13 protein-coding genes are annotated in these 13,686 nt (G+C 78.4%); 7 read left to right on the top strand and 6 right to left on the bottom strand.

The window, feature by feature from the left end; all coding sequences use genetic code 11:
- Window positions 1-3 precede the first annotated feature (3 nt).
- Window positions 4-1,656, bottom strand: coding sequence for a glycoside hydrolase family 13 protein (locus ACI780_RS05055; RefSeq protein ID WP_457001204.1), 1,653 nt, complete (start codon window positions 1,654-1,656; stop codon window positions 4-6).
- A gap of 213 nt (window positions 1,657-1,869) precedes the next feature.
- Here ACI780_RS05055 and ACI780_RS05060 point away from each other — a divergent pair, with 213 nt between their 5' ends.
- Together ACI780_RS05060 and ACI780_RS05065 are read left to right on the top strand one after the other, a co-directional pair.
- Complete coding sequence (locus tag ACI780_RS05060) at window positions 1,870-2,025, top strand: hypothetical protein (RefSeq protein ID WP_176449906.1); 156 nt, start codon at window positions 1,870-1,872, stop codon at window positions 2,023-2,025.
- A gap of 141 nt (window positions 2,026-2,166) precedes the next feature.
- A complete protein-coding gene (locus tag ACI780_RS05065) occupies window positions 2,167-3,195 on the top strand; it encodes an LLM class flavin-dependent oxidoreductase (protein WP_456868763.1) in 1,029 nt (342 codons plus the stop codon).
- Window positions 3,196-3,337: 142 nt separating this feature from the next.
- On the opposite strand, the gene ACI780_RS05070 is transcribed toward ACI780_RS05065, so the two are convergent.
- Window positions 3,338-4,312, bottom strand: coding sequence for a YihY/virulence factor BrkB family protein (locus ACI780_RS05070; protein ID WP_456868762.1), 975 nt, complete (start codon window positions 4,310-4,312; stop codon window positions 3,338-3,340).
- A 141-nt stretch (window positions 4,313-4,453) separates the two neighbouring features.
- Here ACI780_RS05070 and ACI780_RS05075 point away from each other — a divergent pair, with 141 nt between their 5' ends.
- Window positions 4,454-4,732: a PspC domain-containing protein gene (locus tag ACI780_RS05075; protein WP_456868761.1), complete on the top strand. Its 279-nt coding sequence runs from the start codon at window positions 4,454-4,456 to the stop codon at window positions 4,730-4,732.
- Window positions 4,733-4,754: 22 nt separating this feature from the next.
- Here the strand turns inward: ACI780_RS05075 and ACI780_RS05080 are convergent, their stop codons facing one another.
- Window positions 4,755-7,517 (bottom strand): AAA family ATPase, encoded by a 2,763-nt coding sequence (locus ACI780_RS05080; RefSeq protein WP_457001208.1) that lies wholly within the window; start codon window positions 7,515-7,517, stop codon window positions 4,755-4,757.
- 172 nt (window positions 7,518-7,689) lie between these two features.
- Between ACI780_RS05080 and ACI780_RS05085 the strand changes: the two genes are divergently transcribed.
- Complete coding sequence (locus ACI780_RS05085; RefSeq protein ID WP_456868759.1) at window positions 7,690-8,169, top strand: VOC family protein; 480 nt, start codon at window positions 7,690-7,692, stop codon at window positions 8,167-8,169.
- Window positions 8,170-8,174: 5 nt separating this feature from the next.
- Here ACI780_RS05085 and ACI780_RS05090 read toward each other — a convergent pair whose 3' ends face one another.
- Window positions 8,175-8,918 carry a dienelactone hydrolase family protein gene (locus ACI780_RS05090; protein ID WP_457001210.1) on the bottom strand — a complete coding sequence of 248 codons (744 nt, stop codon included), beginning with the start codon at window positions 8,916-8,918 and terminating at the stop codon, window positions 8,175-8,177.
- A 129-nt stretch (window positions 8,919-9,047) separates the two neighbouring features.
- Here ACI780_RS05090 and ACI780_RS05095 point away from each other — a divergent pair, with 129 nt between their 5' ends.
- Window positions 9,048-10,232 carry an FAD-dependent oxidoreductase gene (locus ACI780_RS05095; protein WP_457001212.1) on the top strand — a complete coding sequence of 395 codons (1,185 nt, stop codon included), beginning with the start codon at window positions 9,048-9,050 and terminating at the stop codon, window positions 10,230-10,232.
- A gap of 113 nt (window positions 10,233-10,345) precedes the next feature.
- On the opposite strand, the gene ACI780_RS05100 is transcribed toward ACI780_RS05095, so the two are convergent.
- Window positions 10,346-11,542 (bottom strand): MFS transporter, encoded by a 1,197-nt coding sequence (locus ACI780_RS05100; RefSeq protein WP_456868756.1) that lies wholly within the window; start codon window positions 11,540-11,542, stop codon window positions 10,346-10,348.
- A gap of 62 nt (window positions 11,543-11,604) precedes the next feature.
- Here ACI780_RS05100 and ACI780_RS05105 point away from each other — a divergent pair, with 62 nt between their 5' ends.
- On the top strand, window positions 11,605-12,348 hold the full coding sequence (locus ACI780_RS05105) for an alpha/beta hydrolase (RefSeq protein ID WP_456868755.1): 744 nt from the start codon (window positions 11,605-11,607) through the stop codon (window positions 12,346-12,348).
- A gap of 9 nt (window positions 12,349-12,357) precedes the next feature.
- Here the strand turns inward: ACI780_RS05105 and ACI780_RS05110 are convergent, their stop codons facing one another.
- Window positions 12,358-13,047, bottom strand: a complete 690-nt coding sequence (locus ACI780_RS05110) for an alpha/beta fold hydrolase (protein ID WP_457001215.1) — start codon at window positions 13,045-13,047, stop codon at window positions 12,358-12,360.
- Between the two features lie 207 nt (window positions 13,048-13,254).
- Between ACI780_RS05110 and ACI780_RS05115 the strand changes: the two genes are divergently transcribed.
- A complete protein-coding gene (locus ACI780_RS05115) occupies window positions 13,255-13,635 on the top strand; it encodes a hypothetical protein (RefSeq protein WP_456868870.1) in 381 nt (126 codons plus the stop codon).
- Window positions 13,636-13,686: the final 51 nt, after the last annotated feature.

A 13,686-nucleotide genomic window follows, 5' to 3' on the forward strand; every position in this document is an offset into this window, starting at 1 on the left:
CCGTCAGTCTTCAGCGATCCAGACGGCGGTGTCGGGCGGGAGCGCCACGGAGCGGGCCGAGGTGTGCACGCCGGGGCCGGACTCGAGCAGCACCTGCCCGCGCGAGCGGACCAGCGCGGTGCCGGTGCCCATGTTGACCACGCAGCGCACCGTGCGGCCGCCGCCGGTGCAGCGCACGGTCAGCACGTCGCCGCGGGTGCTCACCGTCGCCTCGCCGGTGCCCAGCGCGGGGTGCTCGGCGCGGACGGAGAGCGCCTGGCGGTAGAGGTGCAGCACCGAGTCGGAGTCGCGGGTCTGCCGGGAGACGGCGTGCCGCTTCCACTCCGCGGGCACCGGCAGCCACGGCTTGGCCGAGCGGTCGCGGGAGAAGCCGACGCCGGCGGTGGCGTTCCACGGCATGGGCACGCGGCAGCCGTCGCGGCCGGCCCGTGCGCCGTTGCTGCGCAGGAAGATCGGGTCCCGCTTGGCCTCGTCGGGCACGTGGGCCTGCGGCAGGCCGAGCTCGTCGCCGGCGTAGACGTAGGCCGAGCCGGGCAGGGCCAGCAGCAGCAGCGCGGCGGCGCGGGCGCGGGCCAGGCCGGTCTCCCCGCCGCCGAAGCGGGTGACCATGCGGTCCTTGTCGTGGTTGCCCAGCACCCACGACACCGGGGCGCCCACCCGGCCGAAGGCGTCGAGCGCGCTGCCGATGGCCTCGGCGAAGGCGGGGGTCTCCCACCGCGACTTGAGCAGCCGGAACGACAGCGACTGGTGCATCTCGTCCGGCCGCGAGTACAGCGCGACCTGCTCGAGGTCGGCCAGGCAGACCTCGCCCACCAGCATGGTGTCCGGGTACTCGTCGCAGATCGCCCGCCAGCGGCGCCACACGTCGTGCACCTCGGGCTGGTTCCAGGTCATCGCCTGCTCGGGACCGTGGCCGAACAGGGTGGGGGAGTACTCGCCGGGGTTGTCCCGCAGGCCGGCGTCCTTGTAGAGGCCGTAGGCGACGTCGACCCGGAAGCCGCTCACCCCGCGGTCGAGCCAGAAGCGCAGCGTCCGCTCGAAGTCCTCGGCGACGACGGGGTCGCGCCAGTTGAGGTCGGGCTGCTCGGGGGCGAACAGGTGCAGGTACCAGCGGCCGTCCGGGGTGCGCGACCACGCCGGGCCGCCGAACAGCGACCGCCAGTTGTTCGGCGGCTCCTCCGACGGCGGCGCGAAGTGGTACCGCGAGGCCTCGGGGGCGTCGGGGTCGGCCAGCGCCGCCCGGAACCAGGGGTGCCGGTCGGAGGTGTGGTTGGGGACGACGTCGAGCACCACGCGCAGGCCGAGCCGGCGGGCGTCCTCGACCAGCGCCTCCACGTCGGACACGTCGCCGTACTCGGGGTCCACGGCCCGGTAGTCGACGACGTCGTAGCCGCCGTCGGCGCCGCCGGAGGGGTAGTGCGGGTTGATCCAGAGCGCGTCCACGCCGAGCCACGACAGGTACGGCAGCCGCGCCCGCAGCCCCGCCAGGTCACCGATGCCGTCGCCGTTGCCGTCGGCGAACGAGCGCAGGTAGACCTGGTAGACGACGGCCGAACGCCACCACGGGGAGTCGGCCTGCTGCTCCTGCGCGGGAGCCGGCCGGGACCACGGCTGCTGGCCGGCGGCGGTGCCGGCAGCGACGAGTCGAGCGGACATGCGCCCAGGATCGGCACTCTCCGGTGTGGTGAGGTGCCCCCCTGACGCCAAAGAGTGGTGTCGTCCTCGTCACGTTCTGCCGAACGTGCAGGTCCGAAGCACCCGATGGTGTCGTCGCGCACACCCGGATGGGCGAGTGGCATGGCGACGTTGCACCAGCCGTCCCACGAGTCACGAGCCGCCGCAGCGCCGGCGGCAGGGAGTACGACCGCCATGAGCAGCTCGATGGCCGACCGCGCCGTCTGTCACCGTCACCCCCGGCACGTCTGGATCGCCAGCTGCCCCGACTGCACCTCCTGGCACCTCGCCGGCCTCCGCGCCCGCCGCGGGGAGGACGCGGCGGCGGGCAGCCCCGTGCGCGCCGCCTGAGTCCTCCTGCCCCGACGCCCCTCCGGTCCCCGCGGCCGGAGGGGCGTCGTCGTCCCCGCCGCGCCGGGCGGCCCGGACCGCCCGGCTGGTTCACTGGTCGTTGAACGCTCGACCACCCGTTCCGACTGCAGGAGGACCGCCGTGCACCTGGGCATCGACAGCTTCGTGGCGGCGGTGACCGACCCGGCCACCGGCCGCGCCATCGGGCCGGAGGAGCGGATGGCCGACCTGCTGGAGGAGATCGAGACCGCCGACCGGGTGGGGCTGCACTCCTTCGGCATCGGTGAGCACCATCGTCCCGAGTACTACGACTCCGCTCCGCCGGTCATCCTCGCCGCCGCGGCCGCCCGCACCTCGCGGATCCGGCTGAACAGCGCGGTCACGGTCCTCTCGGCCGCCGACCCGGTCCGGGTGTTCCAGCAGTTCGCCACCCTGGACCTGATCAGCCGGGGCCGCATCGACCTCGTCGTGGGGCGCGGTTCCTTCACCGAGGCGTTCCCGCTGTTCGGCCTGTCGCTGGCCGACTACGACGAGCTCTTCGACGAGAAGCTCGACCTGCTGCTGCGCATCCGGGCCTCGGAGCGGGTGACCTGGTCGGGCCGGCACCGCCCGGCCCTCACCGGGCAGGGCGTCTACCCGCGGCCGCTGCAGGACCCGCTGCCGGTCTGGATCGGCGTGGGCGGCACCCCGACGTCCTTCGTCCGCGCCGGGCTGCTCGGCCTGCCGCTGATGGTCGCGATCATCGGCGGCCAGCCCCGGCAGTTCGCGCCCCTGGTCGACCTCTACCGCCAGGCCGGGGAGCAGGCCGGGCACCCGCCGGAGCGGCTGCGGGTGGGCCTGCACGTGTTCGGCTTCGTCGCCGAGACCACGCAGGCCGCGGCCGACACGATCTACCCCGGCTGGCACGAGATGTTCACCAAGGTCTCCCGGGAGCGCGGCTTCCCGCCGCCCAGCCGCGCGCAGTTCGACGCCACCAGCGGCCCGGACGGCGCCTTCTTCACCGGCGACCCCGACACCGTGGCCGAGAAGCTGGTGCGCATCTCCGGGCAGCTCGGCGGCGTCGACCGGGTGTCGATCCAGATGACCAACCCGCGGCTGGCGCACGCCGACCTGCTGCGCGGCATCGAGCTGCTGGGCACCGAGGTGGCGCCGCGGGTGGCCGGCGCCTGACCGGTCGGCCCGTCCGCGCCGCCGAGTGCGCAGGCCGCCGAGTGCGCAGTCCGTGCCGCCCGGCGCGGCGTGGCGGCGCGTGTCGCCGACCGCGACTGCCCACCCGGCAGCCCCGGGGGACGCCGGGGCCCGACCGGGCCGCTCAGGGCTCGCCGCGGAAGGGCGGGGCGTCGTCGGCCACCACCGCGCCCCGCTCGCCGCGCGGCCGCTCGGGCCCGACGGTCGAGTCGCGCTCGGTCTGCCGCTCGGCCTCGGCGTTCACCGTCGCGCCCAGGACGACCAGGAACACGGTGAGCCACAGCCACACCATGCTGATCGCGACGCCGGCCAGGGAGCCGTAGGTGGCCGTGTAGTCCCCGAGGCTCTGCACGTAGGCGAACAGGCCGGCCGACGTCGCCAGCCACAGGACCGTGGTGAGCACCGCGCCGCCGCTGATCCAGCGCCAGCGGGCCTGCCGCCGGTCGGGCCCGACCCGGTAGAGGACGGCGAGCACGAGGACCACGAGCGCGGCCAGGGCGGCCCAGGTCAGCACCGGCTCGAGGGCGCGGACCGGGCCCGGTGCCGCGGCCACCGCCGACGACAGGAGGGCAGCGCCGGCGATCACCCCGCCCAGCAGCGCCGCCCCGCCGAGCACGACGGCCAGGCCGAGCCCGCTGCGCCGGAGGAAGCCGCGGGTCTCCCTCTCGTCGTAGGCCAGGGTGAGCGCGTCGACGAGGTAGGTGGCGGCGGTCGTCGCCGTCCACAGCGCCGCCACCAGCCCGCTGATGCCGCGCCAGGTGAGCACCTGACCCGACGCGGTGGTGATGCTGGTGAGCTGGTCGGCGACGAGGGGTTCGAGGTCGTCGGGCAGCACCGCGGCCATGTCCGACAGCTGGTCGAGGGCCTGCTCCGGGGTGTTGACCGCGCCGTAGATCGACAGCGCCGTCACCAGCACCGGGGCGATCGACAGCAGGGCGAAGAAGGCGACCGCCGAGACCTGCACCATCAGCCGCTCGCCGAACGCCTGCCGGGCGGCCCGGCCGAGGACGTGCCCCCACTCCCGGAGCGGGATGTGGTGCGGGGAGCGGGCGTCGACGCCCGCGCGCTGCGCCGGGGCCCCGTCGCTCGCGTCAGCCATGCCCGGGAGTCTGCCCACTCCCGCCACCCGGCACGCCGTCCCCCGACACACCGCCCGGGGATCCCCCGAGCCGCAGGACCAGGGACGGGTCCGGGCGTCTCCGGATACCCCGCGGACCCGGCGGCCGGGAGGCTCTGTGCCATGACATCGATCCCCACCACCCCCCGTCCCCAGCTGCGGCGCACCCGCTCCGGCGCGATGCTCGGCGGCGTCAGCACCGGCCTGGCCGACTACACCGGCGTCGACGCGGTGATCTGGCGGGCCGCCTTCGTGGCCCTCACCCTCGCCGGCGGCGTCGGCCTGGTGCTCTACGCGGTGCTGTGGGTGCTCGCCCCGGCCGAGCCCCTGGCCCCCGGCGAGCAGCCCCGCCCGGTGGACCGCTGGGTCGACCGGCTCGCCGGCCGGGACGACGTGGCCTGAGACGCGGCCCGGGACGCACCGTTCAGCTGCCCGGCGGCACCAGCCGGGCCAGCTGGACCCGGGACCGCAGCCCGCGCTTGCGGTAGACGCTGGTCAGGTGGTGCTCCACGGTCTTCGGGCTGAGGAACAGCTCCGCGGCGATCTCCCGGTTGGACGCACCCCCCGCCGCCAGGACGGCGATCCGGGTCTCCTGCGGGGTGAGCGGCTCCTCCGGCAGCGGGCGCCGCGGCCGCGCGGTGCGGCCGGTGGCCGCGAGCTCGTCCTCGGCCCGCCGCGCCCAGTGCACGAGGTCCATCGCGGCGAAGGCGTCCGCGGCCGCGGCCAGCTCCTCCCGGGCGCGCGTGCGCCGCCCCGCCCGGCGCAGCCGCTCGCCGAACAGCAGCCGGGTGTGCGGGGTCTCGAAGGCGTCCGGCGCCAGGGCGTGCGCGGCCAGCGCGCGCTCGAACAGCGCCGCGGCCTCGTCGTCGTCGGGGCAGGCCAGGGCCCGGCAGCGGGCGACGAGCGCCGCGGTCGGCGGCAGCGGGGACCGCGACACCCGCTCGTACTCGGCGGCCAGCGCGGCGGCCTCGGCCCGCCGGCCCAGCCCGGCCCAGGCCTCGACCAGCAGCGGGGCCACCCCGAGCGGCTCGCCGAGCGGACCGGCCCCGCCGTCGGCGGCCAGCCGGGCCTCCAGCAGCCGGGCGGCCGTCGCCAGGTCCCCGCGGCACAGGGCGCAGAAGGCCTCCTGGACCGGCAGGTGGGCCGCCACGGCCGCGGTCCCGGCCCGGGTGACCAGCTCGCGGGCGCGCTCCAGGTGCGCGGCCGCCTCCTCGTGCCGGCCGCGGGCGGCGGCCTCCCACGCCAGCAGCTCCAGGGCCGGGGCGGCGTCGGCGACGTAGCCCAGCTGCCCGGCGAGCTCCACGGCCTCCCCGGCGTCGGCGTAGGCGCCCGCGTGGTCGCCCAGCATCTCGGCCCGGCCGTGGGCGGTCATCGCCAGCACGCTCACCAGCACCCCGAGGGCGCCGAGGGCCCGGGCCTCCCGGATGCGCCGCTCCACGACGGGGACGGCGGCCAGCGGGTCGGCCAGCCAGCCCACCGCGAGGACGAGCAGCGGCAGCAGCCGGGGCTCGGCGCGCAGCTCCGGATCGGCCTCCATGCCCTCCAGGGCCTCCCGCAGCCGCGGCCGGCCGCGGTCGGGGTCGCCGGCGTGCAGCGCGGCGACCCCGGTGACCCACGCCGCGAGCACCTGCTGCAGGGAGTCGCGGGGGTCGGCCGCGGCGATCCGCCGCGCCGTCGCCTGCATCCCGGTCACGTCGCCGAGGCGGTGCTGGACGACGGCGAGGTCGGTGAGCACCCAGGCCGCCGTGCGGCCCGTCGCGAGCTCGCCCGCGGCCTGCAGCAGGTCGCGGGCGGCGGGCACCGATCCGGAGTCCTGTTCGACGCCGCCGAGCACGTGCAGCACCCCGGCGCGGGCCGCGGCCGGGGCGGGGGCGCGCAGCACCTCGCCGGCCAGCGCGCGGGCGCGGGCGGTGTCCCCGCCCACGGCCGCGTCCCGGACGGCGGCGGCCAGCAGCTCCGCCGCCCGGCCGGCGTCGGCGGTCAGGGCGGCGGCCCGCTCCAGCGCGGCCGAGGAGGCGGCGTACCCGCGCCGGGCGCGGGCCCGGCCGGCCACCTCCGCCAGCTCCCCGGCCAGCGCCTCGTCCGGGCCGGTGGTGGCCAGCGCCCGGTGCCAGGTGCCGACGACGTCGTCGCCGCTGCGGGCGGTCTCGGCCAGCAGCCGGTGGGCCCGGCGGCGGTCGGCGGGGGAGGCGCGGCGCCACACGAGGGTGCGCAGCAGCGGGTGCCGGAAGTCCAGGGCGTCGCCGGCGCGGACGACGACGCCGCGCTCCTCGGCGTCGTCCAGGGCGGCCTCGGCATCGACGCCGGCCCGGCCGAGGGCAGCGGCCACGGCGCCGGCCCGGCCGTCGTAGGCGGCGGCGAGCAGCAGCACCGCCAGCCGGCCGCCCGGGGACAGCGCGGCGATCTCCGGCTCGAGCGCGCCGGTCAGCGCCGGGCCGGCGGGCAGCAGCGCCGGGAGGGGCTCGGTGCCCGCCCGCTGGGCCGGGGTCAGCGCGGCGGCGACCTCCAGCAGGGCGAGCGGGTTGCCGCCGAGGCGGTCGGCCAGCCGGCCGGCCACGGGCGCCGCGACCGTGCCGGCCAGCAGCGCGCGGGCCGCCCCGGGGTCGAGGCCGGTGAGGCGCGCGGTGTCGGCGCCGGCCGCGGGGTCCGTGCCCGGGCGGCAGGCGACGACGACGGCCACGCGCTCCCCGTGCAGCCGGCGCGCGGCGAAGAGCACCGCGCCGGCCGACTCGCGGTCGGCCCACTGCAGGTCGTCGACGACCACCAGCAGCGGGCCGGTCCCCGCCGCGGCGGCCAGCAGCGACAGCGTCCCCGCCGCCACCAGGTGCCGGTCGCCCGGGACGTCGGCCGGACCCCAGCCCAGCGCCGCCGCCAGGGCCGCGGCCTGACCGGGCGGCACCTCGCCCAGCAGGGCGCGCAGCGGCGCGAGCAGCTCGCCCAGGACCGCGTGCGGCAGCGCCGCATCGGACTCGATGCCGCGCGCGACGAGCCGGGTGGACCTCCCGGCCCGGGCGGCGGCAGCCCGCAGCAGCGCCGTCTTGCCGACGCCGGCCTCGCCCTCGACGACCAGCAGCCCGGGGCGGCCGGCGCGGGCGCCGTCGAGGAGCCGCCCGATCCGGTCGAGCTCGGCCGCGCGGCCGACCAGGTCGGGGGTTTCCCCCGACGCGACGGGGTGCCCGCCGGCCACACGCTCGTCCGGCAGGAGCCCCTCGGGAGGACGCCATGACCACGACACCGGCCCGGAGCCTAACGCCGCTGGGGGTGCAGCTGAGGTGGTTCGCCTTCTGGCTCGGCGCCCCGCTGGACCCGCGGCTGCTGCCGCGGCGGTGGTCCCGGTGAGGGCCCCGGTGAGGGCTCCGGTGACCGCCCCGGCGGTCGACCACCTGACCCTCACGGTCACCGACCTCGACCGCAGCCAGCGGTTCTACTGCGCGGTCCTCGACCTGGTCCGGCTCGCCGACTTCGGCGACGTCCGCGTCCTGGTGCACCCGGCGAGCGGCTTCACGCTCTCGCTGGCCCGGCACGGCGACGGCGGCGGGCGCTTCGACGAGACCCGTCCGGGCCTGGACCACCTCGGCCTCGTCGCCGCCTCGCGGGAGGAGCTGGCCGCCCGCGAGGCGCAGCTGGCGGCGATGGGGGCGACGTACACGCCGGTCCGGGAGATGGCCTTCGGCTGGCACCTCAACCTCCGCGACCCCGACGGCATCGCGCTGGAGTTCACCGTCCCCAACGCGCGGCTCACCGAGGCCTACGCCGAGCTGCGCGACACCGCCCTGACCCCGGAGCAGATCGAGGAGCGCGCGCGGGAGGTGCTGGCCGAGGCCGGCGTCAGCCCCTGAGGTGCTCAGCCCCCGAGGTGGGTGGCGAACCAGGCCTCCGTGCGGGCCCAGGTGTCGGCGGCCGCGGCCGGGTCGGGCCGGATGCGCAGCACGTTGCGCAGCAGCGGGCGCAGCGGCCGGGGGCCGACCGGGGCGTCGTGCAGGAACCCGTGGCCGACGCCGGGGTACTCGCGGACGTCGTGCGGGACGCCGAGCCTGCCCAGCACCGCCGTCAGCTCGGCGGCCGTGCCGCGCAGCCCCGGGTCGGCGCCGCCGTAGGCCGCGACGACGGGGCAGGCGCCGAGCAGGGCGGTGTGCGGGTCCTCCGGCAGCCGGGCGTAGAAGGCGGCGGCCGCGTCGAAGCCGCGGGCGGCCACGTGCAGGGCCAGGCCGCCGCCGACGCTGGACCCCAGCACGCCGAGCCGGCCGGTGCAGCCGGGCAGCGCGGCCAGGTGCGCGCGGGCGGCCTCGAGGTCGGCGAAGGGGCGGCCCTCGCCGGCGGCCACCGCCGTGAACGTCCGCACCAGGCTGCGGCGGGCGCCGCCGTCGCTGAACAGGTCGGGCATCAGCGCCAGGTAGCCGGCGTCGGCGAGCCGCTGCACCTGCCGGCGCATGACGCCGTCCACGCCGAAGGCCTCGTGCAGGAGCACCACCCCGGGCCACGGACCGGGTCCTCCGGGGACGCCGAGGACGCCGCGCAGCCGGGGGGAGCCGCCCGGCTGCGCGGGGATCTCCACGTCGCTGAGCGCGGCACGCTGCAGACCGGTCATGCGCCGATGCTGGCAGAGCGGCGCGCCGCCGCGCACCGGCTGCGCGCACGGAGGGGTTGGATCCGGCCGCGCCGTGTGAGGGGATGCCGGTACGCGCCCGACGGCGGGCGCCGGACCGGAGGTGCGCGGATGACACGGGCGATCGTCGTCGGCGGCGGGGTCGCCGGGCCGGTGGCGGCCATGGCGCTGCAGCGAGCGGGGATCGAGGCGACGGTCCACGAGGCCCACCCGGCGCCGGCCGGCGACGTCGGCGCGTGGCTCGGCGTCCAGGTCAACGGGCTCGACGCGCTGCGGGCGGTCGGCGCCGACGACGTCGTCCGGGACGCCGGCTTCCCGACCCCCGTCATCGAGTTCCGCAACGCCGCGGGCCGCGTCCTCGGCTCGGTGCCGACCAGCGGGCCCGGGCAGCCGCCCGGCGTCTCGCTGCGGCGCTCGGACCTCTACCGGGCCCTGCACGCCGAGGCGCTGCGCCGCGGGATCGAGGTCCGCTACGGCTCCCGGCTCACCGGTGTGCACGACACCGGCGCGGGCGTCACCGCGGAGTTCGCCGACGGCCGCACCGAGACCGCCGACCTGCTCGTCGGCGCCGACGGCGTCCGCTCGACGGTGCGGACCGTCGTCGACCCCGGTTGCCCGCCGCCCCGCTTCGTCCCGGTGCTCAACACCGCCGGCTACTCCACGCACACCCCGGACGACGCCGAGGTGGGCCGGCTGACCATGGTCTTCGGCCGGCGCGGCTTCGCCGGCTACCTGGCCGCGCCGACCGGTGGCACCTGGTGGTTCGCCAACCCGCCGCTGACGCGCGAGCCCGCGCCCGAGGAGGTGGCCGGCACCTCCGACCTGCGGTGGCGGGCCCGGCTCTACGACCTGCACCGGCACGACCGGTCCCCGGTGGTGGCGCTGGTGGAGGCCACCCCCGGGCCGCTGCGCGGCTGGACGACCTACGACGTCCCCCGCGTGGGCCGCTGGCACCGCGGGCGCACGGTGCTCGTCGGGGACGCCGCGCACGCCACCTCCCCGGCCGCCGGTCAGGGCTCGTCGCTGGCCGTGGAGGACGCCGTCGTCCTGGCCCGCTGCCTGCGCGACCTGCCGGTCGGTGAGGCGCTGCGGGCGTTCGAGGACCTGCGGCGGGCCCGCGCCGAGCGGGTCGTCGCGCAGGGCTTCGCCACCAGCAGCGCCAAGTCGCCGCCGGCCGTGGGCCGCCTCGTGCGCGACCTGGTGATGCCGCTGGTGCTGCGCCACCGCGACCCGACGGCGTGGATGCGCGCGCACGCCGTCGACTGGGACGCCCCCGCCGTACCGGTGCCCGCCTGACGCGGGCGCGGGCGGCCAGGGCCCCAGTGAGCACGTGTGGTCGGTGACACGGGCCGACACGCCGGGCCGGACGGCACCGACTGCTCACCGGGCAGTGGGGCCCCGCGGTCCGGTCAGGTCCGCGGCGCCGCGCGGGGGAGGGCCAGCGCCGCGACCAGCCCGGCGGCCACGACCGCGGTGCTCGCCGCGAACGCCACCTGGTAGGACGCGACGTCGGTGAGCCAGCCGGCCACCAGCGGGCCGGCGACGGCACCGAGGTCGGCCGCCATCTGGAACACCGCCACGACCCGGCCGCCCCGCGCCGGGCTCACGTCGCCGACCAGCGCGGCCGGCACGCTGGCCAGCAGCGCGGCGGCCAGGCCGTAGGTCGCCATGGACAGCAGGAAGACGCCGGTCTGCGGGGGCAGCACGAGCAGCGCCAGCGCCGCGGTGCCGGTCGCCGTCCCCAGCAGCAGGCTCGGCCGCCGTCCCCAGGTGTCGGCCAGCCGGCCCGACCGCAGCAGCGCCAGCGCCTGCGCCGCGGAGCCGGCCAGCAGGCCGGCGCCGGCCCACGCCGCGCTGCGGCCGAGCTCCTCGGTCACGTACAGCGGCACCAGCGAGTTGCGGACGCCGAACAGGACCCAGCCGATGCCGAGGTTGACCACCAGCGCCGCGACGTAGGCCCGGGAGCGCAGCGCGGCCCGCAGCGGCAGCGGCTCGGCGGGCGGCCCGGTGGGGTCCTCGCGGGCGCCGGACCGGACGACGTCCGGTGCCCGCAGCAGGACCAGCGCCACCGCGCCGGCGACGAGCAGGAACCCCGCGTAGAGGAGGAACGGCAACCGAGGGGACAGGGTGGCCAGCAGGCCGCCGGCCGCGGGCCCGGCGATGCCGCCGAGGATGAACCCGCCCTGGTAGGTGGCCGCGGCGCGCCCCCGGTGCGTCGGGGGCGAGACCCGCAGCAGCAGCGCGAGGGCGGCCACGGTGAACATCGCGCTGCCGATGCCGCCGGCCGAGCGCAGCGCGAGGAAGACGGGGAAGGACGTCGCCAGCCCGGCCAGGCCGGTGGTGACCGCGACCAGCACCAGCCCGGTGGCGAGCACCAGGCGCTCGCCGACGCGCTCGACCAGCGAGCCTCCGCCGAACGCGGAGACGAAGCGGAAGAAGGCGAAGGCGCTCACCGCCAGGCCCACGGCCGTCGTCCCGACGCCGAAGGAGCGGGCGAACAGCGGGATGGCCGGGGCGACGATGCCGAACCCGAGCGCGACGACGAACGCCACGACCGCCAGCACGCCGACCTCGCGGGGGAGCCCCGCTGCCCCCCGTCGCAGCACGGGCTGGATGCTCGCAGGTCGCGCCGGGAGGTCGTCGACCGGACCCCGGGTACCGGGCGTGCGTGCCCACCCGCCGCCAGGTGCTGCTCGCCGCAGGCGCCGGCCTGCTCGCCGGGTGCGGCGCCCGGCTGCTGCCGGGGGACGGGGACGCGGCCCTCCTGACCGCGCGCCTCCCGGGCGCCGGCGACGGGCCGGTCCCGGCCCCGGGGACCCGCGCGCTGGGCCTGGAGGAGACCCGGGACACCCTGCTGCACGTCCCGGCGGCGGGGGTCGGGGTGCCGGCGCCGCTGGTGGTCGTCCTGCACGGCGCGGGCGGGGACGCCGAGGCCGGGCTCGGGCTGCTGGAGGTGCCGGCCGGCGAGCACGGGCTGCTGCTCCTGGCGCCGGCCTCCCGCGGCCCGACCTGGGACGCCGTCGCCGGGGGCTACGGCCCCGACGTCGCCGTGCTCGACCGGGCGCTGGCCGCGGTCTCCCGCACCGTCCCGGTCGACCCCGCGCGGGTCGCCGTCGCCGGGTTCTCCGACGGCGGGTCCTACGCGCTGGGCCTCGGCCTGGCCAACGGGCGGCTGTTCCGGCGCGTCGTGGCGTTCTCGCCGGGGTTCCTCCCGCCGGGCCCGCGCAGCGGCCGGCCGCCGGTGTTCGTGTCCCACGGCACCGCCGACGGCGTGCTGCCGGTCGACCGGACCAGCCGACGGGTCGTGCCCGCGCTGCGCGACGACGGGTACGACGTCACCTACCGGGAGTTCGACGGCGGCCACGTCGTCCCGCCCGAGGTGGCCCGGGAGGCCGCCGGCCTGCTCGGCTGAGCGGCGGCGTCAGCCGACCTCCGCGGCGAGGGCGCGGATCGGGCCGGACCACGCCCCGGGGGCGGTCCACACGAAGCTGTGCGCCCCGGGCACCGAGGCGAACCGGCCGTCGCGGGCGAGGCCGGTCAGCGCGCGGGCCCACTCCTCGGTGCAGATCCGGTCCTCGCGGCCGTGCAGCACCAGCACCGGGACCGGCACGCGCGGGACGGCGTCCTCGAGGCGGTCGGCCAGGTGGGCCCGCAGGGCGTGCACGATGCGCCGCGTGCCGGCGCGCTGCCGCTCGGGCCGGTGGGCCTCGTCGAGGTCCGGGGGCTCCAGCCGGTGGTTGCGGTACCAGGCGCGCAGCACGCCGCCGAGGCTGCGGTACCGCGGGTCGACCGTCGGGCCGGCCAGCACCAGCCCCCGCACGCCGGGCGGGTTCCGCAGCGCGGCGCGGGCGGCGACCTGCGTGCCGCCGGAGTGCCCGGCCAGCACGACCCGCTCCAGCCCCGCGGCCGCGAGCCAGGCGACCACGGCGTCGCCGAACTCGACGACGTCGAGCTCGTGCGGCGGCTCCCCGCTGCCGGAGAAGCCGGGCAGCTCGACGAGGTGGGCGCGGGTCCAGGTCCCCAGCGCCCGCAGCCCCGGGACGAGGTAGTCGGACACGCCGATGCCCTGCACGACGGCGACCTCGGCGACGCCGGCGCGGGGCCGGCCCACCGAGCGGCTGTGCACCCGGCCGTACGGCGTCTCCCGGTCGGCCGGGACGAGGTCGGTGGACAGCGGGCACCTCCAGCGGCCGGGCGGTGCGGCACCAGGGCCAGTGTGTCCGCGCGGCCTCCCGGGTGCGCGACGTCCGGGTGGCTGGTTGGCTCGCCGCACGCGGCCGGAACAGGTCGGCCGCCCGGGCCGCTGACGGGAGACGACGTGGCCACGACCATCGCAGGGATGTCCAAGCAGACGGCGGCGCGGGCGCTGGGAGCCGCCGGCGTGGCGTTCGGGGCGCTCAGCGTCCTCGCCCCGCGCGCGGTCGCGGCCGGCTACGGCGTCCCCCCGACACCGCAGGGCCTGCAGCTGCAGCGCCTGTTCGGCAGCCGCGCGCTGGCCGTCTCGGCCACCGCGCTGACCGCCCGCACCCCCGAGGAGGTCGACCGCAACCTGGCCCTGGTCGCCGCGGCGAACCTCCTCGACGTGGTCACCGCGCTCGCGGCGGCCGCCGGGTCGGGCCGGACCACCACCGTGCGGGCGGTGGCCAGCTCGGCGCTCTACGGCGCGGCGGCCCTGGCGGTCCGCGCGATGCGGGACTGACGGCGGACGAGCGGCGCAACGGCGAGCAGCCCCCGGGCAAGCCGCTGCCCG

This window comes from Geodermatophilus sp. SYSU D00814 (assembly GCF_054050055.1).

What these genes read in the sequence shown, in the direction of transcription:
- ACI780_RS05055 (WP_457001204.1), bottom strand. Translation starts at nt 1,656, where the DNA reads ATGTCCGCTCGACTCGTCGCTGCCGGCACCGCCGCCGGCCAGCAGCCG.
- ACI780_RS05060 (WP_176449906.1), top strand. Translation starts at nt 1,870, where the DNA reads ATGAGCAGCTCGATGGCCGACCGCGCCGTCTGTCACCGTCACCCCCGG.
- ACI780_RS05070 (WP_456868762.1), bottom strand. Translation starts at nt 4,312, where the DNA reads ATGGCTGACGCGAGCGACGGGGCCCCGGCGCAGCGCGCGGGCGTCGAC.
- ACI780_RS05075 (WP_456868761.1), top strand. Translation starts at nt 4,454, where the DNA reads ATGACATCGATCCCCACCACCCCCCGTCCCCAGCTGCGGCGCACCCGC.
- ACI780_RS05090 (WP_457001210.1), bottom strand. Translation starts at nt 8,918, where the DNA reads ATGACCGGTCTGCAGCGTGCCGCGCTCAGCGACGTGGAGATCCCCGCG.
- ACI780_RS05095 (WP_457001212.1), top strand. Translation starts at nt 9,048, where the DNA reads ATGACACGGGCGATCGTCGTCGGCGGCGGGGTCGCCGGGCCGGTGGCG.